Annotated in this window: 22 protein-coding genes; 11 read left to right on the top strand and 11 right to left on the bottom strand. The window is 45.2% G+C overall.

From position 1 onward, the window contains the following. Positions 1 to 161 precede the first annotated feature (161 nt). From MHI37_RS20990 to mnhG, 7 genes are read left to right on the top strand one after another with little or no spacing between them, the layout of a single operon-like run. Positions 162 to 2,555 carry a Na+/H+ antiporter subunit A gene (locus MHI37_RS20990; RefSeq protein ID WP_076338299.1) on the top strand — a complete coding sequence of 798 codons (2,394 nt, stop codon included), beginning with the start codon at positions 162 to 164 and terminating at the stop codon, positions 2,553 to 2,555. A 53-nt stretch (positions 2,556 to 2,608) separates the two neighbouring features. After that, positions 2,609 to 2,977 carry a Na(+)/H(+) antiporter subunit B gene (locus MHI37_RS20995; RefSeq protein ID WP_256710623.1) on the top strand — a complete coding sequence of 123 codons (369 nt, stop codon included), beginning with the start codon at positions 2,609 to 2,611 and terminating at the stop codon, positions 2,975 to 2,977. Next, positions 2,977 to 3,315 (top strand): Na(+)/H(+) antiporter subunit C, encoded by a 339-nt coding sequence (locus MHI37_RS21000; protein WP_076338297.1) that lies wholly within the window; start codon positions 2,977 to 2,979, stop codon positions 3,313 to 3,315. Before MHI37_RS20995 ends, MHI37_RS21000 begins: the two co-directional genes overlap by 1 nt. Beyond that, positions 3,308 to 4,792 carry a Na+/H+ antiporter subunit D gene (locus tag MHI37_RS21005; RefSeq protein WP_076338296.1) on the top strand — a complete coding sequence of 495 codons (1,485 nt, stop codon included), beginning with the start codon at positions 3,308 to 3,310 and terminating at the stop codon, positions 4,790 to 4,792. Before MHI37_RS21000 ends, MHI37_RS21005 begins: the two co-directional genes overlap by 8 nt. Positions 4,793 to 4,826: 34 nt before the next feature. Then, a complete protein-coding gene (locus tag MHI37_RS21010; protein WP_076338295.1) occupies positions 4,827 to 5,303 on the top strand; it encodes a Na+/H+ antiporter subunit E in 477 nt (158 codons plus the stop codon). Further along, positions 5,303 to 5,587, top strand: a complete 285-nt coding sequence (locus MHI37_RS21015) for a Na(+)/H(+) antiporter subunit F1 (protein ID WP_076338294.1) — start codon at positions 5,303 to 5,305, stop codon at positions 5,585 to 5,587. Before MHI37_RS21010 ends, MHI37_RS21015 begins: the two co-directional genes overlap by 1 nt. Continuing rightward, positions 5,565 to 5,948 (top strand): monovalent cation/H(+) antiporter subunit G, encoded by a 384-nt coding sequence (mnhG, locus tag MHI37_RS21020; RefSeq protein WP_076338293.1) that lies wholly within the window; start codon positions 5,565 to 5,567, stop codon positions 5,946 to 5,948. The genes MHI37_RS21015 and mnhG overlap by 23 nt, the downstream gene beginning before the upstream one ends. A 125-nt stretch (positions 5,949 to 6,073) precedes the next feature. Here mnhG and MHI37_RS21025 read toward each other — a convergent pair whose 3' ends face one another. Then, on the bottom strand, positions 6,074 to 7,003 hold the full coding sequence (locus tag MHI37_RS21025; RefSeq protein ID WP_076338348.1) for a phosphotransferase: 930 nt from the start codon (positions 7,001 to 7,003) through the stop codon (positions 6,074 to 6,076). A 362-nt stretch (positions 7,004 to 7,365) separates the two neighbouring features. Beyond that, positions 7,366 to 8,628 (bottom strand): group II intron reverse transcriptase/maturase, encoded by a 1,263-nt coding sequence (gene ltrA, locus MHI37_RS21030; protein ID WP_342556507.1) that lies wholly within the window; start codon positions 8,626 to 8,628, stop codon positions 7,366 to 7,368. A gap of 249 nt (positions 8,629 to 8,877) precedes the next feature. On the opposite strand from ltrA, the gene MHI37_RS21035 reads away from it, so the two are divergent. Next, positions 8,878 to 9,162 carry a hypothetical protein gene (locus MHI37_RS21035; protein WP_179090146.1) on the top strand — a complete coding sequence of 95 codons (285 nt, stop codon included), beginning with the start codon at positions 8,878 to 8,880 and terminating at the stop codon, positions 9,160 to 9,162. 74 nt (positions 9,163 to 9,236) lie between these two features. On the opposite strand, the gene MHI37_RS21040 is transcribed toward MHI37_RS21035, so the two are convergent. From MHI37_RS21040 to MHI37_RS21070, 7 genes are all read right to left on the bottom strand, one after another. Then, a complete protein-coding gene (locus tag MHI37_RS21040; RefSeq protein ID WP_076339033.1) occupies positions 9,237 to 9,650 on the bottom strand; it encodes a hypothetical protein in 414 nt (137 codons plus the stop codon). A gap of 87 nt (positions 9,651 to 9,737) precedes the next feature. Next, entirely contained in the window at positions 9,738 to 11,501 is a 1,764-nt protein-coding gene (gene dhaK / locus MHI37_RS21045; protein WP_076339034.1) for a dihydroxyacetone kinase subunit DhaK, read from the bottom strand. Between the two features lie 627 nt (positions 11,502 to 12,128). Beyond that, positions 12,129 to 13,526, bottom strand: coding sequence for an MATE family efflux transporter (locus tag MHI37_RS21050; RefSeq protein WP_076339072.1), 1,398 nt, complete (start codon positions 13,524 to 13,526; stop codon positions 12,129 to 12,131). 247 nt (positions 13,527 to 13,773) lie between these two features. Next, positions 13,774 to 14,919, bottom strand: coding sequence for a glycerate kinase (locus MHI37_RS21055; RefSeq protein WP_076339035.1), 1,146 nt, complete (start codon positions 14,917 to 14,919; stop codon positions 13,774 to 13,776). Positions 14,920 to 14,947: 28 nt separating this feature from the next. Continuing rightward, positions 14,948 to 16,108 (bottom strand): NAD(P)-binding domain-containing protein, encoded by a 1,161-nt coding sequence (locus tag MHI37_RS21060; RefSeq protein ID WP_076339036.1) that lies wholly within the window; start codon positions 16,106 to 16,108, stop codon positions 14,948 to 14,950. A gap of 198 nt (positions 16,109 to 16,306) precedes the next feature. Further along, on the bottom strand, positions 16,307 to 17,347 hold the full coding sequence (locus MHI37_RS21065) for a Gfo/Idh/MocA family oxidoreductase (RefSeq protein WP_076339037.1): 1,041 nt from the start codon (positions 17,345 to 17,347) through the stop codon (positions 16,307 to 16,309). Positions 17,348 to 17,353: 6 nt separating this feature from the next. After that, entirely contained in the window at positions 17,354 to 18,091 is a 738-nt protein-coding gene (locus MHI37_RS21070; RefSeq protein WP_076339038.1) for a ThuA domain-containing protein, read from the bottom strand. A gap of 166 nt (positions 18,092 to 18,257) precedes the next feature. Here MHI37_RS21070 and MHI37_RS21075 point away from each other — a divergent pair, with 166 nt between their 5' ends. The 3 genes from MHI37_RS21075 to MHI37_RS21085 all read left to right on the top strand — a co-directional run bounded on the left by MHI37_RS21075 (position 18,258) and on the right by MHI37_RS21085 (position 23,366). Then, positions 18,258 to 19,175 carry an AraC family transcriptional regulator gene (locus tag MHI37_RS21075; RefSeq protein WP_083676480.1) on the top strand — a complete coding sequence of 306 codons (918 nt, stop codon included), beginning with the start codon at positions 18,258 to 18,260 and terminating at the stop codon, positions 19,173 to 19,175. Positions 19,176 to 19,374: 199 nt separating this feature from the next. Next, positions 19,375 to 20,931 (top strand): extracellular solute-binding protein, encoded by a 1,557-nt coding sequence (locus MHI37_RS21080; protein WP_076339039.1) that lies wholly within the window; start codon positions 19,375 to 19,377, stop codon positions 20,929 to 20,931. A gap of 98 nt (positions 20,932 to 21,029) precedes the next feature. After that, positions 21,030 to 23,366 (top strand): helix-turn-helix domain-containing protein, encoded by a 2,337-nt coding sequence (locus tag MHI37_RS21085; protein ID WP_076339040.1) that lies wholly within the window; start codon positions 21,030 to 21,032, stop codon positions 23,364 to 23,366. 59 nt (positions 23,367 to 23,425) lie between these two features. On the opposite strand, the gene MHI37_RS21090 is transcribed toward MHI37_RS21085, so the two are convergent. Both MHI37_RS21090 and MHI37_RS21095 read right to left on the bottom strand, forming a co-directional pair. Further along, the gene (locus MHI37_RS21090; protein ID WP_076339041.1) at positions 23,426 to 25,450 is read right to left on the bottom strand and encodes an alpha-amylase family protein; all 2,025 of its coding nucleotides are present in this window, start codon (positions 25,448 to 25,450) and stop codon (positions 23,426 to 23,428) included. 32 nt (positions 25,451 to 25,482) lie between these two features. After that, positions 25,483 to 26,358, bottom strand: coding sequence for a carbohydrate ABC transporter permease (locus MHI37_RS21095; protein ID WP_076339042.1), 876 nt, complete (start codon positions 26,356 to 26,358; stop codon positions 25,483 to 25,485). Positions 26,359 to 26,366: the final 8 nt, after the last annotated feature.

Raw genomic sequence — 26,366 nt, forward strand, 5'->3', positions numbered from 1 at the left:
TGCGAATAATATAAAGGGTATTGATTTTGGGTTGGAGTAAAAAGAAAGATGAGGACTACTATTACTTCATAAGGCAGCTCGTTTCTATTATCCAATACCCCATAAAACCTACGTTTATACTTATATTTAAACTTATACTAAAGAAAAAAGGAGGGGTCCCTATGACATTATTACACATTGCTATCCTGATACCATTTTTCTCTGTACCTTTCATTCCACTTCTTTACAAATTTTTGCATCGAATACATACGGGTTGGTTCGTCATGCTCATCCCCCTCATGCTATTAATTTATTTCGCTGGCTATTATCCTATTCACCAGCCGTTAGAGCCCGTCATTCAATCCGTGCCTTGGATTCCAACACTTAAAGTCCATTTTTCATTATATATGGACAGCCTGTCCTTACTATTCGCACTGCTCATTACAGGCATTGGTACGCTCGTCGTGCTTTATTCCATCTTCTATATGTCTAAAGATCGTGAAAAGCTAAATTTCTTTTATGCATACCTCATGCTATTCATGGGTGCAATGCTCGGGTCAGTTCTATCTGACAATCTCATTGTTCTGTATGCGTTCTGGGAGCTTACTAGCGTATCCTCATTTTTACTGATCGCGTTCTGGTTTCATCGGAAAAGATCACGTTATGGGGCTCAGAAGGCTATGTTCATTACGATGACTGGTGGATTCTCAATGCTCCTCGGCTTCATTATCCTGTACGTTGCCTCAGGTACATTCAGCATCCGCGAGCTGATTGCAATGAGCGATCAAGTATCGCAGCATTCGCTATTTATTCCAGCTATGTTTTTTATACTCATTGGCGCATTTACGAAATCAGCGCAATTCCCATTTCACATTTGGCTGCCAGACGCAATGGAGGCGCCTACTCCAGTCAGTGCTTATTTGCACTCTGCTACGATGGTGAAATCCGGCGTGTACCTCGTCGCGCGTCTAACGCCAATTTTCGGCGGTCATTTGGAATGGTTCTGGACCATCACGATTGTTGGCCTCATTACTTTGTTCATCGGCTCCTCCTTAGCCATAAAGCAAAGTGATCTTAAGGCACTGCTTGCCTACTCGACCATCAGCCAAATTGGCTTAATCATGAGCTTGCTCGGGATCGGCTCCATGGCACTGAACAGCAATTATAGTGAAAGCTCTTTAATGTTTGCAGGTGCTGCACTTGCGGGTATCTTTCATTTAATCAACCATTCCATCTTCAAAGGCTGTTTGTTCATGATGATTGGTATTCTCGATCATGAAACCGGAACACGGGATATACGGCGTTTAGGTGGTTTGATGCATCTTATGCCCATCTCGTTCACCTTGACAATGATCGGTGCATTTTCCATGGCGGGACTTCCACCGTTTAGCGGCTTTATTAGTAAAGAAATGTTCTTTACAGGTGTACTCACAGCCTCCCGCTCAATGGATTCATGGGTCGTCTTTATTCCAATTATCGCGTGGATAGCTAGTATATTTACTTTCGTATATTGTATGATTCTAATTTTCAAAGCCTTTACAGGCCCTTATCAGCCTAAGCAGCTGGAGCGTAAGCCGCATGAAGCACCACTTGGTATGCTTATCTCCCCCATGATCTTAGCTGCACTTGTCATCACCTTGTTCTTCTTTCCGAACCTCATTGCGACATCGCTACTAGAGCCGATCGTAAAAGAAATTTTGCCTCAGGCCTTCGCAAACGGTGAGGAATGGCATGTTCATATTTCCGTATGGCACGGCTTCAACACAGAGCTTCTTATGACGATAGGAATTGTCGTTATCGGATCGCTGCTATATATCTATTTAACCAAATTCCGCAATATATACGACAGTATTCCATTAAAATTCAGCTTGAATAAAGTCTATGACCGCGGGCTTATAGAGATGGAACGTATTGCCGGCCTGATCACAAAATTTTACATGACTGGATCGACAACACATTACTTGTCCTACCTCTTCGTATTTGTAATCGTTATGGTAGGAGGCTCGCTAATTTTTCAAGACGCGATCTACCTCGACTTTTCGGACAATTCTCCTATCGAGCTTTATGAGTATATGCTCGGATTCACGATGGTCGCAGCAGCCATCTATATGTTATTTACGAAATCGAGACTGATCTCGATTATAGCCGTAAGTGTTATCGGCTATATTGTTTCATTGTTTTTCGTTATCTTCCGTGCACCCGACCTGGCGCTCACGCAGCTTGTCGTTGAAACGATTTCAACTGCTTTGTTCCTTCTTTGCTTCTACTTCTTGCCGAAGGTGAACAAGTATGTGACCAACGTGAGATTCCGCATTTCTAATGCCATTATTGCCATTGGTGTCGGGCTTACGCTAACTGTAATCGGTCTATCCGCGCAAGGACATCATTTGTTCGAACCGATTTCAGATTATTACAAGGATTCGTACAAACTTGCCGGGGCAAAAAATATGGTTAATGCTATTTTGGTTGACTTCCGTGCCTTCGATACGATGCTGGAAATCGTCGTTCTTTTCGTTGCAGGCTTAGGAATTTATACCTTAATTAAGCTGCGCCACGCAAGGAGGAAGGAACATTGAAATTCACCGATGTATATTTGCAAACCGCAACCAAAATATTAGTGTTCATTATCATGACCTTCTCGATTTATATCTTATTTGCAGGACATCATAATCCTGGGGGCGGCTTTATCGGCGGACTCATTACAGCTTCTGCCCTTGTTCTGCTTTATATTGCTTTCGATCTACAATCTGTGCGCGATATTATTCCTGTCGACTTCAAGCAGCTGGCCGCAGCAGGCGTTATAGTCGCTGTACTAACGGGAACGGCATCATTCATCTTCGATGTCCCCTTTCTAACACAAACGTTTACTTATGTGGAGCTTCCCATATTAGGAAAAACGGAGCTTGCTACAGCTGTCATTTTCGATTTAGGCGTATATATGACCGTTGTTGGAACGACAATGACGATAATTACGAGTATAAGCGAGGATGAAAAATAATGGAGACATTCATTACTATAATAGCCGGGGTACTCTTTACAGTCGGAACCTATCTCATCCTAAACAAAAACCTGCTCCGGATCATTCTTGGCATAACGATTTTTTCTCATGCTACGCATCTCATGCTGCTGTCCATAAACGGCTTAAAAAAAGGAGCAGCGCCCCTTCTCGGGGAAAATGCAGCCAGCTATACTGATCCTGTGCCGCAGGCATTGATTTTAACTTCGATCGTCATCAGCTTTGCGCTGACTGCCTTTCTTCTTGTGCTTGGCTACCGCACTTATGTAGAGCTAGGTACCGATAATATGAAGCAACTGAGAGGTAATCCACATGAGTAATATATTGGTTTTGCCGATCATCATTCCATTACTAACCGCAATGACGATGATCTTCTTCCGTCGGCGTGTACGTTTACAGCAAATATTAGCGGTCGTAAGCTTGCTGCTTATGACTGGAATTAACATCTTCATCGTACACCGCGTTTCACAGCAGGGCATCATCGTGCTTGATGTCGGCGGTTGGCAAGCACCCTATGGCATTTCTTTAGTCGGAGATATGCTGTCGGCCCTGCTCGTACTCGTTGCAACATTCATTTGCCTAATGTGTACGCTGTTCGCATTCGGTTCCGTTGACAACGATCATAAGGTTTACTTCGTCTATCCATTCATTCTCTTGCTAACCTGCGGTGTGAATGGCTCCTTTCTGACAGGCGACCTTTTCAACCTGTTCGTCTTCTTCGAAGTCATGCTGATCTCTTCCTATGTTTTGCTCAGTCTTGGCGGGAAAAAGCTTCAGCTTCGTGAATCTATTAAATATGTCATTATTAATGTCATCTCATCAACATTGTTCGTAATCGCGATTGCCTACTTATATTCCATAACCGGAACGCTTAGTATGGCTCATCTCTCTGAGAGAATCGCAATCATCGGTCAGGACGGTCTGCTTACGACTGTAAGCTTCTTGTTTCTAGCAGTGTTTGGTCTTAAATCAGGTTTATTGCTATTCTTCTGGTTGCCAGGCTCCTACAGTGCTCCACCTCCTGCAATTGCAGCATTATTCGCAGCGCTGCTTACCAAAGTCGGTATTTATGCCATCATGCGCACATTTACGTTAATATTCTATCATCAGCCGGAGATTACTCACACCGTCATCATTATCATGGCCGCCCTGACAATGATATTAGGCGCGTTAGGGGCTATCTCTCATTGGGAAATCAAAAAAATTCTAGCCTACAACGTCATCGTTGCCGTTGGCTTCATTCTCTTTGGTGTTGGCGTGGGAAGCTTCGACTCTTTGACTGGCGCTCTGTTTTATTTAATTCATGATATGTTCGCAAAAGCGCTTATTTTCATTCTTGGCGGAGCGATTATTTCAATCTTTGGAACGGATAAGCTGCGCAGCATCAGCGGACTGATTTTGTTCCGGCCGTCACTTGGCTGGCTGTTCTTTATCGCAGCACTCGCACTTGCCGGTGTACCGCCGCTGAGTGGTTTCGTGGGCAAAGTCATCATACTTAAGGAAGGCATTACCGAAGGCCATTTAATTATGTCGGTCATCGGAATTGCTACGAGTCTTTTAGTGCTCTACTCTGTCATGAAAATCTTTATTCACAGCTTTTGGGGTGAAACTCTCCTCAGTGAAGGAGATCAGAAGGCGACCGGCACCAGTTCCTTATTGCCTGGCTCCATACTAACTGCATTAATTATCGGAATGGGACTCGGCGCGGAGTGGGTGTTGTTTTATGTTCAGCAGGCGGCTGAGGTTATGGCGAACCCTTCATTGTACGTGGATGCTGTCTTCAGAAGAATCAATTAATGATTCAACTTAAGAAGTAAAGGATGTGACGGAAATGACAACTCAAATTTTATTAAATTTATTGATCGCCTTCGTGTGGATGCTGCTCAATGAATCGTTTAACATCGTCATCTTGGGAGTAGGCTACGTTATTGGATTTTTTATTGTTTTCGCGACAAGACGATTTTTCCCTGAACCATTCTATGGCAGGAAAATAGTAGCGATTTTCAAATTATTTTCTCTCTTCATCATGGAGCTTTTTAAGTCCAGCATCGTGGTCATTATGCAAGTTACACGTCCTAAGCTTAGCATTGAACCTGGTATTTTCCGTTCAGAAACCGTGCTGAAAACCGATTTGGAAATTACACTTTTATCAACGCTGTTAACTTTAACACCTGGCTCTGTCGTAATGGAAATTGATCCTAAAGCAGGGGTCATGTTCATTCATGCTATGGATGTGACGGAATTCCGCAATAGTATTTCCAAAACAAAACGCAAGTTTGAACAGGCGATTATTGAGGTGATGCGATAATGTTTGAGAAAATTATGCTTCTTGCCATGTTCCTGCTCTCGATCTCAGTTGTAATCGCCTTGTATCGTGTCATCAAAGGACCATCCATTCATGACCGCATACTAGCTCTGGATTCCATCGGATACATTGTTATTGGAATTGTTGCCGTACTCTCCATCATGCTGGATTCCCATGCTTATCTAGAAACGATACTGCTGATCGGTATACTGGCTTTTCTAAGTACGATTGCCTTAAGCAAATACATGGAAAGAGGTGCTGTAATTGAACGCAAAAGTGACGATTGAAATTGTAGTCGGTATCTTAATCATGAGCGGCACTGTCATGAGTCTGTTAAGCTCACTCGGTATTATTCGTCTTCCAGATGTGTATAATCGGGCCCATGCCTCAACGAAAAGCGCAACGCTTGGCATTCTATGTATTTTATTAGGAGCGTTCCTCTATTTTTTCTATACGCATGGCGTCTCCAGCATACGCCTGTTGCTCGGAATTGTATTCGTCTTTTTGACGGCTCCTGTCGCCGGACATCTCATTATTCGTTCCGCACATCGCTCAAAGGTCGCACTTGCTGATATTAGCGTTCAGGATGATCTTCAGGATTATTTAGATAGTGAAAAGGATGTTGAATCAAGCAGCACTACTTCTTGAGCTATCGAGTCCATTTTCTTGTATTAGTATACTGACCCCAATAAAGAAACAGCGGCTGCCATGGACGAGTAAAGGTCCTAGACTGCCGCTGTTTTATTAAGCAACATTGCGAACTGCTTGTAGTTTTAGTCTTCGATAAATTGCATTGTACGTATGCCATGATGTTCGGCAAGACCTTTGGCAAATTGTTGATCTGGAAATCCTCTATGAAGCAGCTTCAAACCGCCTGAGGTTAAGGATATGTGGTGATGGAATCGATAGAATAACATCCTGTTACGGTCAAGATTATCATTCTTCAAATACCGATAAAAATCCCCAAAACGCAATTCTAAAAAACTATGTTCGTGCTCAATATCAAAGAACTCAGCTCCCTCGATATCGATTAAATAAGGTTCGAAATTGTCATTAACCAATATATGATCCGGACCTAGCTCCCCGTGTATAAATCCATACCGACTTCTAGGTTCAATTTTTGATTCAAGCTCATACAATGTTTCGAGCAGCTTGCTTTGGTTTGCTCTGATGCTTTCAATATGTTGGGATACATAGGATAACTGCATTATTGCATTTTCCAATTGCAAAAGATGACAGCCCTCCATATGACTTCCGAGCTGATTTGGTTTCCCGTAGATAGGTCTTTCTTTGGCGTGCATGCCTGTAAGCATATCTCCAACCTTTTCAAATATTTGGTCTTTAACTCTTGGATCGGGATTGTGAAAATAAACTTCAGCCTTATGTCCGTTTATATATTCAACAAAGGCAAAATCAAAAGTATACCGGCTTCTATCTTTATTCAAATTATAAAGAATCGGGGTTTTAATTTCATTTTCCAATAAATATTTGTTGTTTATTTCGAATAAATCGCTGCCATAGGATCGTTCATTTATAGCTTCGTTTGCTATTTCCTCTTGAAAATAATTCATAGTAATATCCCATACATACAGTATGCAGGAAAATTTATTGGTGCAGTCTATCTTGTAGACCACCTTTTGAGCACCACCATGCATTTTCGTTACATTCGAAACTGAATAACCAGTACCAAAAACCTTTCGCATATATTCCTGCAAATCATATGAATGAAGGTGACAATTATATTCCATGATACAGCACTCCATTTTTCTTTTTTTGCCGGCAACTCAACTGTATAAGAAATTCCACCGAAAGTATAGACTGTTTCTTTATGCTCTGTTATGATGTTGAATAAGGTCTTGAAAAAAATAGTCATACAAAATAGCCTATAGAATCTAAACTTCACCCTACATAAAGAACATTATTATAAAGCTAGTCAACTTGAAGAAGATGCTGTCTGTACTTTACAGGCGGCATCTTTTTTTGGTTCCAATTTCAATCGAGTAGGAGGGGGTGACTAGCCCCCGTCCTCTCACACCACCGTACGTACCGTTCGGTATACGGCGGTTCATGTCATATTCCGCAATTGGTTGTATCTGTCCGTTAGACTCTTTAGACCAAGAGATGACCAGTATTGGTTATTTAATGATCGGTCGAGAATTGGACTACTTGCGATTCGCCAGTATTTCTTCCTTGAATTCCCCCACTCGTACGCCTTCTGTTTCGGAACTCCCAGAGACTGTAGTTTTCTAACCTTTGTCTTAGGTTGTTTCCATTGTTTCCAGACACACATTCGAAGTCTTCTTCTCGTCCATGCATCCAACTCTCGAAATACACTCTTCGTGTCGGTTAGTGCGTAATAACCGCACCAACCTGTTAGATACGGATTGAGTTCTTTAATCCGCATTTCGATTGGGATCGGTTTGCTGCGGGAGGTGATCGCCTTGATCTTGGCTTTCACTCGTTGCAGGGATGTCTTTGCCATCTTGATTCGCGGGTTCTGCTTATCCCAGCTGAACGTGAACCCCAGAAATTTGCGTTTCCACGGACGGTCTACCGCACTTTTCCTTCGGTTAACTTTCAGTTTCAGTTTATCCTCAATGAATGTGGTTATGGATCTCATCACCCGATCTCCTGCCTTCCACGTTTTCACGTAAATGTTACAGTCATCGGCGTATCTCACGAAGCGAAGGTTCCTCTTCTCCAGTTCTTTATCTAGTTCGTCTAATACGATATTCGATAATAACGGACTGAGTGGACCCCCTTGCGGTGCTCCTTCTGTTGTTGCTTGGACGAGACCACCTTCCATGACTCCCGCCTTTAGGTAAGAGCGGATCAGCCTCAGTACCGCCTTATCTGGTACTCGCTGCGCCACTTTTGCCATTAAGCGGTCATGATGGATGCGGTCGAAAAATTTCTCCATGTCAATGTCCACCACAAGGCGATGTCCTTCTTGCATGTACGTACGTGCTTTCCTTACCGCATCATGTCCTCGCCTTTTCGGGCGAAATCCATAGCTGTGTTCGGAGAACGTCGGGTCGAATACAGGGGTCAATACTTGCGTGATCGCCTGTTGTATGAGGCGGTCTGTCACGGTCGGTATGCCTAAGAGCCGAGTTCCACCGTTCGGTTTCGGGATTTCGACCCGCCTCGCTGGACTCGGTTCATAGGTTCCGTTCTCGATGCTTTCGCGAATGGTTTGCCAGTTTTGTACGATGTGTCTGCGTAAGTCTTTTACCGACATACCATCTACACCATGGCTTCCTTTATTCGCCTCAACCCTTGCTAGCGCCGACAGCATATTTTCTCGTGACAGCACTTTCTCAATCATCCTTCGATACACTCCCTTGCGTGAACGATTCTTTCTCTTTGTGCCGCTGATGGACTCCGCCCTTCTGGGTACCCTCACGTATTCACCGCTATTTTCCCCAGATAAGTCCTTTCGGATTGTCTGCTTTCATCATCCATCCTCGAACGCCAAGTTTCCTCATTCCTATTCCATGTTCAGCCCTTCCGCAGACGGTTGCAACCATCTGCGTACTATGGCGTCTGCTGACTTCTGTACGTTCAGCTTGCCCTCATGAGCAAGGTTACGGAGTTTGCTCCGCCTTCCGTACAGATCTCCCCAGGTAAGAACGCTATCTTCCTCTCCATCTATCTGCTTCATTTACTCTCGTACGCCTTCGGCAGTAAGGACTTTGACTTGTTATGCAGTCTCATCCAACGTACGCTAGCCTTGTATGAAGTTCGTGTTCCTCAGACCGGAGATTTGCCGTCGGCTTCCTTCAGATTCCACCTCGCGATGGACACCCTTGCCTTAAGCTATGGCTACTACTGCCTTCACCATTCGGGACTTGAACCCTAGAGATAGCGCCCATGCTGGGCGCACATAAAAAAGAGGAACTGCATCGCTGCAAGCTCCTCCGCTATCGTTTCCCGTTACTTGAATAGTTGAAAAAAGTTCAAACGACCTATCGATGAAACATCCGGTTGTTTCTCTAATACAATCTTCTTTGCGGTAAGCGATTTAGGATTATTACTTTCGACGTTTCGTCTAATATTGAACGGTTTAGAAAGAATAACCTTTACTTCCGCTCCTGGTAAAAAGTCGTTAATAGTTAACGACTTTCCGTTTACGTCTTGAAGAGCTTTGCTGCTTATATCTTCAATAGAACAACCGTACCCAATGGAGTCGATTGGACCTTGCTTGCCTTTGTTCACTTCAGCCGAACAGTCCACTATCATACTGCTTCCTTTAACTTCCAATATTACACCCTGGAAAGACTCCGTTGACTTTGTACATCCAACTAAAAACATTGCTGACATGACCAAAATTGCGAAAATTCGATTCATTACCTCTCCCCCTTTTCATAATAAACATGACCAGAACGAACAAGATAATGTACGCAATTCATCTCAATCAGCATTAGCTTGCGGGCTTTATTTCATATGATCCGAAAGCTCTTTGAAAATAACAGCCAAGCCGTACGCTCCTGCATCCGGATAACCAAGGCTTCGCTCGCCTACGTTACCCGCTCGTCCCATCCTTGCCACGATATCCTTTGTCTTGTCTGCTCCTTCAATTGCTGCTTTGGCCCCATCCGCAAAGACAGTTTTAAAATTCGCTCCTGCAAGAGCATTCTCCGACCAGGAATCCGCACATGGCACAAGTGCATCAATCAACGTTTTATCGCCGACCACAGCTCCTCGCCCAAAAGAACGCTCGCCTGTAGCTTGTATGCCGTCTACCGCTGCTTGCATCATTTCAGCAAAGTCAGCTATCGTTAATTCTTTTTTCGCAGCAACAGCCTTACTCGCCGAGCGGAACGCTGATCCCCAGATGGGACCGGAAGCACCGCCGCAATATTCCATTATGATTAAAGAACAAGCATCCAGAAAGGTTCCAATATCCGTACTGCTGTGTTCCAAAATATGTTTCCATTCTCGCTTCAACTGTCGGAATCCTTTGGCGATGCTCATGCCGAAATCTCCGTCACCAACATAGGAATCCAGCTCACAAAATGCTACTTCATTTTTAATAATAATTTCGCTCATTTTATCTACTAAGTAAACGATATTATTTAATGTCATCGTATTGCCGTTGATTTGGGCATAGTCGTTGGATGTTTCTGTTTCATAGGAAACCAAAGCCTCTTCTGTCATTTCCTCGGAAATATCAATATAGGCGGGGCTTTCCATAAATCCTGAAACTTTAAAGGCAGGTGTATCGCTTTCCTTGAATAAAAGTGTTTTCAGCTCCTCGTCCAATTTCATAATCGTAACGGAGGCTCCAACCATATCTATGCTGGTCATATAATTTCCAACAAAGGTTTTACAAATTTGTATATGCCCTCTCCTAGCAAGCTCCCGAGTTACAGCATTATTTAAGAGATAGAGCTCTTGCAGTGGAGTTCCTCCAAATCCATTGATCAGCAATGAAATCTCAGCAGGATGATGTAAATCAACGCTCAAATCCGCTAAAAGTGCTTCCACCATTCGGCTTGCCAGCATATCCGCTGTGATCATTTTTTCACGTCGAATACCCGGCTCTCCATGAATGCCAACGCCATATTCCATCTCATCTTCGGCGATCTCGAAGGTTGGAGTTCCTTTTGCAGGAACTGTACATGAGGTTAAGGCGAATCCGATGCTTCGAACATTGGCAGCTGCTTTCTCCGCAGCAGCCTTCACCTCTGCCAAGCTCCGCCCTTCCTCTGCTGCCGCCCCGGCAATTTTATGTACAAATATCGTTCCCGCTACGCCTCGGCGTCCTACCGTGTATAAGCTGTCTTGTACTGAAATATCATCATCCACTCGAACATAATCCACTTCAATGCCATCTTCGCGTGCCATATTAGCAGCATTCTTGAAGTTCATCACATCACCACTGTAATTTTTAATAATCATCAACGTTCCTTTTTTGCTAACAGTCGCTTTAATCGCTTGGTAAATCTGAATTTGAGAAGGAGAGGCGAAAATATCACCGCATACCGCTGCATCAAGCATACCTTTACCGACATATCCCGCATGCGCAGGCTCATGACCGCTGCCGCCGCCACTAATTAAACTAACCTTGTTTTCATTGATTTCTTTTTTCTTAACAATTTTATACTTCTTCACAAACTCGAGCTCGGGATGAGCCATCACAATCCCGCTGCACATTTCGATGACCATGTTTTCTGGCTTATTGATGATCTTCTTCATATCCTTTGCCTCCCAGCACGATTAATTGTCTTTGCAATTCGGATGTAGCCCTTTGATAAGTTAATCCCTAAAACTTTGTAAGGCCTTACATCTATAGTTATTAAAACTAAGACCACTTATATGCTATCTTGCACTGCTGCAGGATAGAAGCTGTTTTCCTGCTCACAACCATGTCTATCTTGTACCCCGTACAAGATAGACGACGTAAGAGGAGCACATTCAGCTGATAACCGACCATTCTAATGCATATGTGCAGGATAGGCAGCTCTGAGTGAGCTAAAAACACAAAGTTACTGCCACAGTGCAGGATAGGAAATATGCGTTGGAGCTCGAAGCACATGCACCAAGACAATTTCTAAAGATCCCCACCTTAGCAGCGCATCCTAACCTAAGCGTTAGCGGAATAATCATTCAACTCCCAAAAACTATTTTAATTTGTTATATTTTAACACGTGATTAAGTTTAAAAACATATACTTTTCTCCCATGTTTGGCCGTCCAATGAATATAAAGTAAACAAAACAGGCCAATTATGGCTGATTCCAACCATAATTGACCTCTGCAATACATAAGGAACTGCCCTTAGGCAGTCCCTTATGTATGTGAACTATCATTAAGATACGATCATTTAAATAATTTTGTGCTGGTACCACTTTTCCCCTCTAAAACGCCAGCCGAATATAGCGCCTCTTATCCCCCATTCGGCTACCATCGCAATCCATACACCCATAAGTCCAAAGCCCAGTGTTATCCCTAAAATATACCCAAATATAATACGGAACAGCCACATCGATATGAGTGAGGTAACGGATGTAAATCGAGAATCACCCGCTGCCCTTAGCGCTGCTGGCAAAACAAAGCTTAGCGACCACAAAAACGGCTGCGCGAAAACAATTAATAAGGTTAATGCATAGATAGATGAAATGATCTCCTTCGGCGGCGAGAAGATCGCCACAATATACGAAAAGAATGGCATAAGGACAATTCCTACCAGAATAAACACGACCGTCGATAAGCCGAGGAGTGATTTGATGAATTTTCGTGCGTCTTTAATATTTTTCCTGCCAATGCACTGACCAACTACGGTAACGATTGCAATGCTTAGTGCACTTCCTACAATTTGGAAAACCATCGAAATGGAGCCGCTTATCGCATTAATGGTCATTGCCGCTGTCCCCAGTTTCACAATAAAGGTTTGGGTCAGCAGCTTGCCCCCGTTAAAAAACATTTGCTCCAGCGCAAAAGGAAAACCAATAAACATGATTTTCGCCAATATGGATCGATCCAAATGCAGCAATTGCTTAAGCTTAAATTGTAGTGAATGATTGATTCTCGTTAAATAGTACAGCGATGTCGCCATCCCTAAAGCGCGTGAAATCAACATTGAAATAATAAGGCCCATAACCCCCATATCCAGCCAAACGACAAGCAATACGTTCAATAATAAATAAGTAATATTCATAATAAGCGATAAAGCAAGACAGGTTTTCGTTTCTGCCATGCCGCGTAAAACACCATTGATCGCTTGAAACATCGCAATAAGCGGATAAGACAAACAGCTTCCGATGAGATAGAGCTTCGCATTTTGAAATACAGCTTCCTCAGCTTGTCCAAATAATCCATTTAAGATTGGGGTGTGAAACGCTAGAATACATGCCGTAATAATAAGCGATAAACCAGTTACCGCCGATATCGTCTGTGACGCCGAACGAGCAACCCTCTCCTGATTCCCGCTCCCTTTATACTGAGCTACAATGACCGTGCCACCCGTTGCTATCGCAACAAATACGTTTATCAAAAAAATATTAAGTGAATCGACCATACTGACCGCACTGACAGCAGCTACACCTGACGAGCTAATCATAGCGGTGTTTAATAAGCTCATAATGACCAAAAAGCCTTGATCCACTACAATTGGTATGATAATCGCAATGATTTGCTTATAATTCATCGTTTCGCCGCTAAAAAATTTATGCAGCAGTTGATCAAGCTTTTGTTTCCAAAGGGTGTTTTTTATCGTTCCCATCCATGTATCACTTCTTATTATGTATTTTGTTAAAATAAAATTCAGCAGCATGACAATAAGCTGATATGAACGAAGCATTTCATTTATCATACACCTAATTGTCAGCTATACTCCAATTATTAATCAAAATACATTAAAACAATGCTCTCCTTTCATTGTAAAACAAAAAAAAGCTGTAAGCATTATTCGTGTGCTTACAGCCTTTTTCATAGCGCTTTTTAGAATGAACGGGTACTAAGCCGACTTATTATGAGAATCTTCCGCCCTTAACGAACATGCTCCGCATAAGCTGCTCACTTGCTTGCTCCAGCAGCTCAGGTGCGCGTTCCATTGCCTCCTCTAAAGACATAGGCCCGTTAACAATACTATGAACGCTTTCGATCCCTACCTCGTATAGCTGCTCAATGCCTTTGCCAATTGATCCTGCAAAAGCTATAGTAGGCACGTTGAATTTTCGGGCTTCCTCCGCAATGCCCATAGGTGTTTTGCCAGAAGCCGTCTGATAATCAATCTGTCCTTCACCCGTAATGACGAGGTTAGCATCCGTTAGATGCTGGCGCAAAGAGGAATGCTCAATGACCACATCAATTCCTCGTTTGAGCTTGGCTTCAAAGAAGGCGAGGAATGCGCCGCCGAGGCCTCCTGCTGCACCAGCCCCTGGCTGATCATGCAGATGAATGCCGGTTTTAGCTTCAATTAAATTGGCCCAGCTTGTCATATTCTGATCCAATTGCTCGGCCATCTCCGGTGTCGCACCCTTCTGCGGTCCAAACACATGTGAAGCACCCTGAGGTCCAATCATCGGATTTTGCACATCTAAGGCAAGCAGAAACTCAGATTCGGCAATTCGCGAGTCCCAGCCGCTATCGTCAATTGCTGCAATACGACCCAAGAAACCGCCGCCCCATGGTACCGTTTCACCCGCCTCATCTAATAGCCGCATCCCAAGCGCTTGCAGCATTCCTGCACCGCCATCATTGGTAGCGCTCCCGCCAATGGCCAAAATAAACTTTCGATAGCCTGCATCAAGAGCATCGGATATTAATTGCCCAGTTCCATAGGTCGTTGTGTGAAGCGGGTTCCTCTCATCAGCACTCAGCAAGCAAATGCCTGAAGTCCGGGCCATCTCTATAACGACAGTAGAATCCGGCTCAAGCACGCCATATCCGGCTTCCAGCTTAGTGCCAAGCGGTCCCGTTGCAGCAGCGGAGATTATTTTACCGCCACTGCCAGCAATCAGGCAATCGATCGTCCCTTCCCCGCCATCGGCTACCGGAATAAGAATCGTTTCGGCATCGGGTAAAAACCGTTTTATGCCTCGATTAATGGCTTGCGCTGCATCTATTGCCTGAATACTGCCTTTGAACGAGTCAGGGGAAATTATAATTTTCATGGCATTCCCTGCTTTCTCCGTGATTAGGCTACTCCGCGAGTACGATATCCCACTCATGAATTTCATAATGGCGTGCGCCCTCAATAATATAAGGGTCTTCCTTCACCCAGCCTTCTACTTCCTCCAGCGACTGTCCCTTGTAGATAACTAGTCCCCCGGCTCCGTCCGTAAAACGTCCATTTGCCAGCAGCTTGCCTTCCTCTCGGCGGCTCGCTAGAAACTGCAAATGCTGCTCGCGGAAGGTCACGCTTTTGTCAGCATCCTTCATTGGCAGAAATACCGCAAAATGCTTGATAGGCTCGGGCTCGGCAAACTTCTGCTCATCACGCTGCAGCTGGTATTCCAGCATACCAGACATATCCTGCCCTGCAAACCCGTTTCGAATGGCGCTTCTTAGCAGGCTTCTTACACGAGTTCCCACGGCAAGCCCAACACCGCTTTGCTCTGCCATTTCCACTGCTAGATCAAGATCCTTGCCGAGCAGCTTAATCGCAAAACCTGGCTTGTAATCATTTTTCACGATATGATTTCCGTAGTGACGCTCCAGCATTCGGCTTCCTGCGAAGCTTGATGTCAAAATACGTACAAGCTGCTCTTCATCCACATCCGATTTTCTGCCAAGCGCAAGCCCCTCGCTCACCGCTTGAGTATGGATACCGACCATGAGCTGATTAATCAGCTTCACGACTGAGCCGCTTCCGCTTCCGCCTACATGATCAATTTGCTTGCCCAGCGCTTCAAATACAGGCAGCGCTTGCTTGAAAGTCTCACTTTTGCCGCCGACCATGATGCTAAGCGTTCCAGCAGCTGCTCCTGTTGTACCACCGCTAACCGGAGCATCAAGAAAGGCAAGTCCACGCTTTGCTGCAGCTTCGTATAATTTACGATTGAGCTCTGGATTCACCGTGCTGCAATCTACCAAAACTAGTCCCGAACGCCCATTTTCAATTAAGCCTTCTTCGCCTAAGTATACCTTCTCTACATCTGCCGGCATTGGCAGACAAGTAAGGATGATGTCCATCTTTGCCGCCAGCTCTGCAATTGCAGGTCCTCTACGCCCGCCTGCTTCTTCCAATTTCTCTTCCGCAGCTTGACTGCGGTTCACACCGTACACCTCGAAGCCCGCTTTTATTAAGTTCTTTGCCATAGGCAGACCCATATTGCCGAGCCCAATAAATCCAACCTTCATCCTAATCCTTCCCTTCCTCGCAGCTAAACAACACTATACATAATCCATGAATACTCTTATTGTAAAGCACGCTTGAGAGACCGTATACGGACAATTAATTACCGCGAGCACATCTCAAAGAAAAGTCTGTTTTAAGGGGGAAAGCCGTGACCAAACGTCACTTCCATCTCTGCTTTGAACAAAAAATGTCCGTTCATTCTATTTGATCGAAATCGGAATTACCTCTCTCCGCTTGGCACTTTCTATCGCTGCGAACACCATGGCCATACTCATCAAATTATCCGAGCAATCGGTTTCCGCTTTGCGTCCCTCTTTGAGTGCCGCCATCATCTCATCGAAGCAGGCGTCATGCCCTTCCTTCCCTGTCCAGATCGAAGTTGGAGCAATGCGTTCAAACTGCTGCATACGCGAGCCTGCACCAATTTCTCCTTGTACTGTGCTGCAGTAGGGATCATTTTCCCCATCCCATATTAATGTGCCTTTTGAACCGACGACTCTCCAGCTGCCATGCCATGAGGTCGGTTCACCCTCCGCACACCATGAGCCATTGTACGAAAACACCGATCCGTCTGCCAGCTCGAAAATACAAATCGCCGACGCGTTTCCTTTATACCAGGAATAGGGTGGATTAAATTCATGACAATAAACAGAGACCGGATCAGCTTGAAGCAGATATCTTGCTTGATCGAAAGTATGAATCGCCATATCCAGCAGCAGCGGATTGTCCATCATATCGCGGAATCCGCCAAAATGCGGCCCTAGAAAAAAGTCAGCAGTTGTCTGCCCTGGCTCTCCGATCCTCCCCTCGTCAATCATACCGCGAGCTTCCCTAATTTGCTTCGTAAACCGACGGTTCTGCATGACCGAGTAGCTTCTGCCCTGCTGCTTCACAAACTGCTCCATCTCGATCGCATCAGCCAAATTTGCAGCCATCGGCTTCTCGCCAAGTACATCGCAGCCCCATTCTACTGCTTTCATTACGATTTTTTTGTGAACCTCGGGAATCGTAACGTCAAACACCAAATCTGCTCCGGTTTCGCGGATCGCCTGTTCCAAATCGACGCTGCATAAACAGTCAATTCCAAACTCCTTCGCCATCGCCTCTGCGGCCGTTTGATTAATATCAACAAGCGCGACAATTTCAATATCGGGTCGAGACAATGCATACTTGACCCATCGCTTGGCCATATTGCCGCAGCCGACCTGCACAAGCTTAAAGGTTTTCTCATTCAAAGACATGATGACTTATACCTCCTGCTTCGGCTTCAATGTCTCTAACGGCTTACGATTGCCGAATTGCGGGGTCTCCCTAGTCGTCGGTGCCGCCCAGTGTACGGCATTGCGAATAACAGTGCGAATTTGTTCATTATAATAGGTCGGGTAAGTTTCATGCCCAGGTCTGAAATAAAAGATTTTCCCTTGTCCGCGCGTAAAGGTGCAGCCGCTTCGAAAGACCTCTCCGCCCTCGAACCAACTAACGAATATGAGCTCATCCGGGGTCGGAATTTCAAAGCTTTCGCCATACATTTCTTCTTCCGCTAGCTCGATGTATTCCCCAATACCTTCTACGATAGGATGTCCCGGAGAAACTACCCAAAGCCGTTCCTTCTCGTCAGCCTCGCGCCATTTCAGATTGCAGGTCGTGCCCATCAGCTTCTTGAATATTTTGGAGAAATGTCCGGAGTGAAGAACGATGAGCCCCATTCCTTCTAATACTCGTTTATGAACACGCTCTACGATCTCATCCGCAACCTCACGATGCGCCTTGTGACCCCACCATATGAGTACATCGGTTTCATTCAGACGCTGCTCGGTCAGTCCGTGCTCCTCTTCCTCTAAAGTGGCATAGCTAATTTCCAGCTCACTGCCAAGGCCTTCACCTATGGCACGGTGAATACCGTCTGGATAAATCGCACGCACCTTCTCATTGATTTGCTCATGACGAAATTCATTCCATATCAACACATGTTTTTTATTATTCATTCTTGTCACCCTCCTATAATGGCAGTCCGTGTAATACTTCCGATTATAGGTACCTCTGCTTGTAAAAGATACGATCAAACCTGCCCTCTTCTTCTCCAAAACTGACATTCATGCTATACTTGCCCTCTTAAGGCTTACCCTATCCTATAAGTGAGGTGCTCCTCCATTGACTATTCAAACTGAAGCATATGCTCAGCCTATCAAGGAAGAAGTCGTCGTCTATCCTCATCCCTTCCTTTATTTGAAGGTTTGGGAAATCGATGCGCCTCCAGCTGCGTCCGGCACAGAAATATTTGGGCCTTGGCATTATCACAAGGAGGTTGAGTTTCTAGCGGTTACGGAAGGCTCTATCAGTATTCAAACCAAGGACAACTATTTTTCACTTGATCGCGGTGAGCTTGTTTTGCTTGGTTCCTCCGAGCTGCATCGCACACATAGAACGAACACAACACCACTCAAATTTGTCGTTTTTCAGGTTGATTTGTATCGGCATTTTGACCAAAGCGATCTGCCCTATTTGCATGGCTTCTCTGAGAGGACCAGGCCGCTCAGCGATTTGAACTATTTATTCCAGCAGCAGCCGCAGGTGAGGCAGGAGGCTTATTCGCTCATTCTAGACATTTATAACGAAACCTTACGGCAAGAGCGCGGCTATGAGCTGCTGATCGGTGCTGCCATTAAGCGGTTGCTTTGGCTGCTTATCCGCTATGATACGCGGCAGATTTTGCAGCACAACGATAGCTTTGAGATGATTCGGTTAAAGCCTGTATTCGATTATGTCGAGCAGCATCTGCAGGACAAAATAGTCGTAGAGGATGTATGCAAGCTCCTAAATTTCAGTTACCATTATTTTATTCGTTATTTTCAGCAAACCATGGGCTGCTCGTTTATTACGTTCGTCAATCACAAGCGCATTAAGAAAGCAGAGCGGCTTCTGCTCACACAGAGCCTGAGCATTACGGATGTTGCCCTCGAGGCTGGCATACCCAGCACCGCTCAATTTTATAAGCTGTTTAAACGTTATAACCAATGCTCACCCAAAGAATTCATCGTACGGATGCGTGAAATGACCGACTTAGCCTAGCAGACTTTTCTTACACCATGCAGCGGCCAGAGGCTAGTTTCCCTAGTGTTTGCTGCATTTTCGAACGGACATTTATTCTTTGGCGGGCTCTGCAAGTAATGTCTCTATCCTGCCCCTTGCATGGGCTTTATGATGTGAATCAAGCAGCAGCATATTTGCAGCGCTGCGTATCACACCATCACAGGGAGGTTCAAGAAAGATGAATGTAGCGAAACGATTACCATTTGTCATTACCATTTTGACAGCGATTACACTAATCGCAGCATGTGCATCAAACGGGGGCAGAACAACGAATACCGGCAGCAACGTGAAGAACAACGCAGCGGGTACCGACAATCCGGCAAGCGTAGAAGAGCCGCTTTCCATTCAAATGTTCGCGGGTCTGTATAATGAAGTTCCCGATATGAGTGATGCATTCTGGACCGAATGGCAAAAGCTAACGAATGCTAAGCTGAATGTTGAGTGGGTTCCTTCAGGCGATCTCGATACGAAGCTGGATCTCTTGCTTGCTTCAGGACAGCTGCCAGAGGTGATCTCAGCTCCCAATTTCAAACGGGCGACATTAATCAGTGCCATGAAGAACGGCGCATTCTGGGACCTAGCGCCTTTCCTCGGCGATTTCAGCAAATATCCGAACTTGAAAAACAATGTCGTAAAGGATGCCTACAAATATAGAACGGTGGATGGCAAAATTTATTCCCTTCCCGGCTCCCGAGCTGAGATCGATCCAGGTATTAAAATTCGTCAGGATTGGCTGGAAAAGCTGAACATACCAATTCCGACTACACTTGATGAATATGCAGATGCACTAGTCAAGCTCGCCAAAGGCGATCCGGACGGAAACAACCGTGAAGATACACTTGGCTTAATTGGCGGCGGCGTTATCATCAGCGATGGCGACGCTTCGTTTGCCTCAGGCTTTGGCGCCATGGAGCCTACTTACAATGACGAGGGCGGGCTCATCTACACGAATCTTAACCCGCAATACACCGAAACGATTGCTTATTTCAAAAAGCTGTACGAGTCAGGCGCATTGTCTAAAGAGTTTTCTGTAACGAAGCGTACGCAAGCTCAGGATTTGTTCACCACAGGCCGCGCTGCCTCTTACACACGCAGCATCTGGTGGGACAAAGAGTGGGAAGACCTCATGAAGAAGAACGGTCAGCCCGATGCCAAAATCTTGAATTTAACGTTGAAGGGTCCAAAGGATTATGCGGTCAACCTAACGATCGGAGGCTTCGGAAGCTTCCTTATTTCCAAAGAGGTGCCTGAAGAAAAAGTATGGAAGCTGCTTGATTATTTTGAGAAAAGCGCCTCCACTGAATTAACCGATCTCGCTTACTATGGCATCGAAAACGTGCATCATACCGTAGTAGACGGTCAAAAGGTACTTAATGAGCAAGGCGTTAAAGAAGTGAATACGACTAGTAAAAATGTCGGTGTGCTTGCTGCTATGAAGTGGGGTAAAGTAATAAGCGCATCAGGCGACAAAGCCTATAATGATGCCAAAATTGCCGAGGTGGCTACCTATGATGAAGTCGGCAGTGTAGATCCGTTTAACTATCTCATCTCCGATACATGGAATGATTTGTGGGCGAAATATGAAAACGAATGGAAATCGATGGTAACACAAGCCATTGTAGGACAAATTACGATGGAGGATTACGGAAAGTTTATCGATAAAGTGAATAATCTGCCTGATGCGAAAAAAGCTTATCAAGAATTCGCTGCGCAGTACAAAGCATTGAATCCGTAAACTACATTCTGTATGAAGACCGTGAAGGTAATCGGAGCTTATTCCGATTGCCTTCCTTGTTTATCTCGAATCATTCTAACGATTTGCAGGGGGTTACCATGAAACCGTGGCTAAAGAAAATTCAACATATATTCCGTTTTGCTTTGCCTCGGACGAATTATTTTAGACGTCTGGTATGGCTTGGCTGTATTTCTGTATCTTTGCCGCTGATCGTACTTGGATATGCTTACTATCACATCTCTGTGGATAAGCTGAAGCAGCAGTTCCACGAGGACAGTCGGAGCTCTCTCGTTCAGCTTAAGGATCGGATGGAAAATGTGATGACGCGTATCGAGTACCAATCGATGCAGCTCGTAAACAATCCTAGCCTGCGCTATGCGCTCGGAAGAACTGGCTACTCTGAGCAATATGTGAAGCAGCTGGAATTGCTTGATTACATGACGCTGCAGAAAAATGCCAGCGATCTTGTGCAAGACATTGTATTTTATAGCAGCTTATCGGATACTGTCCTATCCAACTTTTATGGAAAGTCAACGTTTGAAAACTCACCTCAAACCGCCAATATTGCTGCGGCTATGAAGATGAAGAAAAGCGCAGGCTGGGTTTATCTGCCTACCTTTAAGCAGGATGGATATATCTCTTATGTCCGCCAGCTTCCTGTCATGAGCGCTGATGCTTTGCAGGGCATCGTCTTGTTCCAAGTAAAGGCCAGTGATATCGCGAGCAGCGTGTTCCAAGCACGTGCGGATAAGCCTGTAGAATCATTCATTGTATTAGATTCGGATCACACGATTCTCATGCATTCATCAGACCCATCTTTACTCGGACAGTCAGCGGATACGCTGCCCTTATATGAAAATATTGTGCAGCGTGCCGACAACGAGCGGCAGTTCATAACGAAAGACGAGTCAGGCAATCGGATTTTAACAGCTATTAATCAAACAGCGCTAGGCAGAACCTATATATCGCTCCTGCCAGAAGAAGCGATGACCGCGCAATTAAACTGGCTTCGCATGCTCGTTGCAGGCTCTGTTCTCATTATTCTTCTGTTTGGCATCGTGCTTACGGTCGCATCCTCTAAATTTGCTTATAGTCCAATCGATCAATTAATTCGATATGGCGGACAGCTGCGGCATAATAAATCGGGACGTATCCCGGGTTCAGCGAACGAGCTTGATTTTATACGCTCAAGCTTAACCTATTTGAACGAGCAGGCGGTATCGCTCCAAACCTACGTTGAGAAAATAAAGCCCGGTCTGCGCGATCAATTTATAATGAAACTGCTTCATTCTTCTACCGTAATCAAGAACGAAGCTATTGCTAGTGATTGCCTTGCCTATCAGCTTCCGATGAATGGATCTTTTGCTGTACTCCTTGTCAGGCCGGAAAATTTATTCAAGGAAACACGTTTTTTCCCGAACGAAGGACCGATTATTGCATTTGCAGTAAAAAACGTCATGCAGGAGCTGCTGCGGCATGAGCTTATTTCGGAAGGATTTGTGCTCGGAGAAGACGGGAAGGAAGCCATCGCGGTTATTCATTTTAAAGATGAAGTGAATGATTCAGAAGCTTCTGATGCTCTGCTTGCTTATGCGGTTAATGTAAGCGAAGCGCTCAGCACGCATTTATCCTTTACCGTTTCGATCGGTATTGGAGGCAGACGCTCTGGCATTGCAGGACTTGCTGCATCCTTTAAAGAAGCCTCACTTGCTTTGCAGCAACGGCTATTTAATGATAATCGCCGTATTTTTCACTATGACGAGACATCGAAGACGACAGAGAAGCTTAGCGTATTTAATTACCCGAAGGATGTTGAATTATCGATTACGGAATACCTGCTCCAAGGCGAGCATGAGCTGGCTACACAGTCGCTTCACCAGTTTTACGAACGCATACGAGTTACCGAATCTTACAATACCGCCATGCATTGTTATCATATTCTCTTGTCCTCCATCATTCAATCGCTTGAGGAAATGGGTTATGGCGTGCTCGATAATCTTGGCGATAATTTATTTGAGCAGCTCAAGGCAAGACAAACCTATCATGAGGTGCAGGAATGGTTCGTTGAGACTCTCTTCCCTATGCATAAGCAAATGACCGTTCAAAACCGTACAAACTCAACTCGTAAAGCGGTACAATTGGTCTGCCAGCACATTGAAGCTAATCAGGGTATGCCTTCGTTGATCGAATGCGCTGTGCTCGTCCAAATGAGTCCCTCCTATTTAAGCCGCATGTTCAAGCAAGAGGCCGGTATGACGTTTATCGAATATTTGATGAAATACAAGGTTGATCGCGCGAAGAAATTATTAGCAGAGACCGATTGCAGCATTACCGAAATAGCTGAAATCATTGGCTATTCAGAGCGGAATTTGAATCGAGCGTTTCAAAGGCATGTCATGATGTCGCCTAACCAGTACCGGCTGTCGCTGCGCTAAATAGAGAGGAACCCGCGTAAGCATCCGCGCGGGTTCCTCCCATGCAATTCTATTCCGCGCTATTGAAAGGTAACACGCAGGCATTCCCAAATGTCCAGCTTCGGCAGCGTCAGCGCAGCATACTGCTCATCTGCTTCATACGACAGCGGTTCACCGGAAATCAATGGCTGCACATCAGCGATCCTGCGGCCATTAAGCGCAACCTTCACTTCGATATCGGAAAGCGGGATGTTCATTGCGAGCGGCCTTCTTCCCGCCCCGTTAACTAGATGGATGAGCAGCGCGCCGTCTTTCTCGAACAGCGACAGCTGCAGCCCCTGATAGTGGCTTACCTGTACTATTTTCTTCTCTCCAAGCGTCAAATCTATCATATTGGATAACAGCTGATAATGCTCCCCCAGCTTGAATTCATTAATTAGCCCGCTTAATGAAAAGGATAAATAGATGGCGCCTCCAGTTCCGAATTGATGATGAACACAAAGAGGAATATCGGTATGACTGACAGGCAAGGACGCACGCTCTGGCGGCGCACCTACACTCTCCAGCGGTGAGAAGGGCGGTACTAGCGTTGCGAGTATACTCGCTTCCGAGCCTGTCGCCTTCGTATACTGAACCTTCCCTCTAAAGGCGATAAGCTCGGTCATTTCCAGTTCAGCCTGAAGCGGATTATTCAGCCCCTCAAAGCGAAGATAAGCAGCGGTGAGCGGCTCACTAACCGTTGATTCAGCCGCTATTCCAAGCAAGCTGCGCAGCTTCTGCTGCTGGGAAACCTCTCCCTCGACAATGACATACCCGCCTTCTTCTGCATATTTGCTTATCACGCCAATGAATTCATCCGTAAGCTTCATATTTTCGGGAATAATTAACGCTTTGTATCTTGCCAGACGCTCCTTCGTTGCTTGTTCACGCAGCAGCACATCAAACGGGATTTGACGGTTGATCAATCCATCAGCCCAGCCTTCTGCTGCAGCATCTGCCGTCCACATTAACGCTACTTGCGCCAGCGTATGAGCTTCATCCATATAGCTCTCAACTTTGCTGACATTTTTGTTAAAGGTCGTTACGGTCTCTAAGATTCGTTTATCTGTTATCGTATCCGGAATTCCCGTTAGAGAATGCCATATGCTGCCGCCATGAGCTGGAATTTGGGACAGCCAGAAGCGGTACTCGGCAGGCGGAAGCCCCGTATGCCTCCACTCCATGCCCGGACTTGAATGGACAATGCCAAATGGAGCAGGATTTCCAGGAATCGAGCGGCCGAGCTTAATGCTCAGTGCAGGCTTCCAAAACTCAGGAATACGTTGATGGCCATCCGACAATACGTCCTGCGGCTCCGTACATAACATATCAGTCGTCTCTAGACGAGCGTATAGATTGTCTTTGTATAGATTGTAATAGAGAATCATCGGCACATCTGCCCGTTTGTTCTTAATAAAACGGTACATCTTCTCCATATTGTCCCGAATACAAGTGGAGGACCAATCCTCCGCAAAGTCGTTGCGATCAAGCGGAATATCTGTCCCGTAAAGGGTATTGTACTTTTTCTTGCATATCTCGCAATAGCACGGAACATAATGTGGTGCATTAAAGAAAATGCCGTCGATATCGTAGTTGTTAAGCAGCTCCTCAAGAACGGGAATCGCAACCTCCTCATTGCGGTACGCTCCATTAATACAAGTGCTCATGAGCAGCGACCAGCTTCCAGGCCGATGAGCGCCAATAATTTCCGGCTGGCCGGAGGGCTGCCTGACAAACCATTGCGGCTTGCGAAGAAATACGATATCCTCCGTCTTGCTGAAATCCAATCGCGCGATGAAACGGATACCCTGTTCATGGCAGGCTGCGATCACTTCCTTCAGCAAATCAAAATCTTGCGGAAGATATTCATTAACTTTATGTCCATCGACTTTGGACGGGTACCACGCATAGATGCCGCCAACATTGAAGACAAGAGTAGTAGCCCCCATTTCCTTCATCTGCCCTGCTAATTTTCGTGGATCGATGAGATGCGTGTCCTTCACCTGCAGATTCGTTTGAATAATTCGCTGCGGCTTCTGCCACCAAGCTTTTTTGTTTTCAGACATTGTCGTATTGCCTCCTTCAAATTAGTAATTTGTTATCCTTTGACCGATCCGAGCATGACCCCTTTGGCAAAATGCTTCTGAAGAAATGGGTAAATCACCAGAATTGGTACCATCGCAAGCACAATCGATGCCATACGAATCGTTTCCTGCGGCACCGACCGCTCGTCCCCGCCTGATCCTGCCATTCCGGCATTGTCGGAGTCGATAACTAACGTTTTGACTAACACTTGAAGCGTCCATTTACTGGAATCAGAAAGATAAATAAAGGCATTAAAATAAGTGTTCCAGTGAGCGACTGCGAAGAACAGCGTAAATGTCGCAATCGCCGGCATGGAAAGCGGAATGACAATGCGCAGAAAAACACCGATATCTGAGCAGCCGTCAATTTTCGCTGCATCCTCAAGCTCTGAAGGCAGCGATTCCAAAAAGCTTTTAATAATAATGAGACTCCAAGCATTCGTTAAAGCTGGCCAAATGAGTGCCCAATATGAGTTTAGCAAACCTAGCTCCTTAACGAGCAAGTAATTGGGTACAAGCCCCGCATTAAACACGAGTGTGAAAATGATAAAGCCCATCATCATGCTGCGGCCAGGCATCGCTTTCTTGGTCAACGCATAAGCCATTGAGAAGGATACGATCAGGTTCAGCGCAGTACCGACCACAGTGATGAAGGTCGTACTCTTAAGTGCATTAATGAAGCTGTCTGTCGAGAGTATATAGGAATAAGCGGCCAGCGACCACTTCTCTGGAAATAAATAAAAGCGAAGCGGCACATACACCGACGGGTCTGTAAAGGATACGCTGAATACATATAGAAAAGGGATCAAACAGACCAAGGAAATGATCGCGAGCAGGCTGTAGTTAATCCAATCAAATACCGTTAATTTTTTGCGGGATACAAAGCTCATCTTTACTC

This window comes from Paenibacillus sp. FSL H8-0548 (assembly GCF_038630985.1).
GTDB lineage: Bacteria > Bacillota > Bacilli > Paenibacillales > Paenibacillaceae > Pristimantibacillus.

Excerpts from the sequence above, each read along its gene's own strand:
- MHI37_RS20990 (WP_076338299.1), top strand. The coding sequence starts at position 162 with ATGACATTATTACACATTGCTATCCTGATACCATTTTTCTCTGTACCT.
- MHI37_RS20995 (WP_256710623.1), top strand. The coding sequence starts at position 2,609 with ATGACCTTCTCGATTTATATCTTATTTGCAGGACATCATAATCCTGGG.
- MHI37_RS21000 (WP_076338297.1), top strand. The coding sequence starts at position 2,977 with ATGGAGACATTCATTACTATAATAGCCGGGGTACTCTTTACAGTCGGA.
- MHI37_RS21005 (WP_076338296.1), top strand. The coding sequence starts at position 3,308 with ATGAGTAATATATTGGTTTTGCCGATCATCATTCCATTACTAACCGCA.
- MHI37_RS21010 (WP_076338295.1), top strand. The coding sequence starts at position 4,827 with ATGACAACTCAAATTTTATTAAATTTATTGATCGCCTTCGTGTGGATG.
- MHI37_RS21015 (WP_076338294.1), top strand. The coding sequence starts at position 5,303 with ATGTTTGAGAAAATTATGCTTCTTGCCATGTTCCTGCTCTCGATCTCA.
- MHI37_RS21025 (WP_076338348.1), bottom strand. The coding sequence starts at position 7,003 with ATGCGAAAGGTTTTTGGTACTGGTTATTCAGTTTCGAATGTAACGAAA.
- ltrA (WP_342556507.1), bottom strand. The coding sequence starts at position 8,628 with ATGATTGAGAAAGTGCTGTCACGAGAAAATATGCTGTCGGCGCTAGCA.
- MHI37_RS21035 (WP_179090146.1), top strand. The coding sequence starts at position 8,878 with ATGAGCAAGGTTACGGAGTTTGCTCCGCCTTCCGTACAGATCTCCCCA.
- MHI37_RS21040 (WP_076339033.1), bottom strand. The coding sequence starts at position 9,650 with ATGAATCGAATTTTCGCAATTTTGGTCATGTCAGCAATGTTTTTAGTT.
- dhaK (WP_076339034.1), bottom strand. The coding sequence starts at position 11,501 with ATGAAGAAGATCATCAATAAGCCAGAAAACATGGTCATCGAAATGTGC.
- MHI37_RS21050 (WP_076339072.1), bottom strand. The coding sequence starts at position 13,526 with ATGGGAACGATAAAAAACACCCTTTGGAAACAAAAGCTTGATCAACTG.
- MHI37_RS21055 (WP_076339035.1), bottom strand. The coding sequence starts at position 14,919 with ATGAAAATTATAATTTCCCCTGACTCGTTCAAAGGCAGTATTCAGGCA.
- MHI37_RS21060 (WP_076339036.1), bottom strand. The coding sequence starts at position 16,108 with ATGAAGGTTGGATTTATTGGGCTCGGCAATATGGGTCTGCCTATGGCA.
- MHI37_RS21065 (WP_076339037.1), bottom strand. The coding sequence starts at position 17,347 with ATGTCTTTGAATGAGAAAACCTTTAAGCTTGTGCAGGTCGGCTGCGGC.
- MHI37_RS21070 (WP_076339038.1), bottom strand. The coding sequence starts at position 18,091 with ATGAATAATAAAAAACATGTGTTGATATGGAATGAATTTCGTCATGAG.
- MHI37_RS21080 (WP_076339039.1), top strand. The coding sequence starts at position 19,375 with ATGAATGTAGCGAAACGATTACCATTTGTCATTACCATTTTGACAGCG.
- MHI37_RS21085 (WP_076339040.1), top strand. The coding sequence starts at position 21,030 with ATGAAACCGTGGCTAAAGAAAATTCAACATATATTCCGTTTTGCTTTG.
- MHI37_RS21090 (WP_076339041.1), bottom strand. The coding sequence starts at position 25,450 with ATGTCTGAAAACAAAAAAGCTTGGTGGCAGAAGCCGCAGCGAATTATT.
- MHI37_RS21095 (WP_076339042.1), bottom strand. The coding sequence starts at position 26,358 with ATGAGCTTTGTATCCCGCAAAAAATTAACGGTATTTGATTGGATTAAC.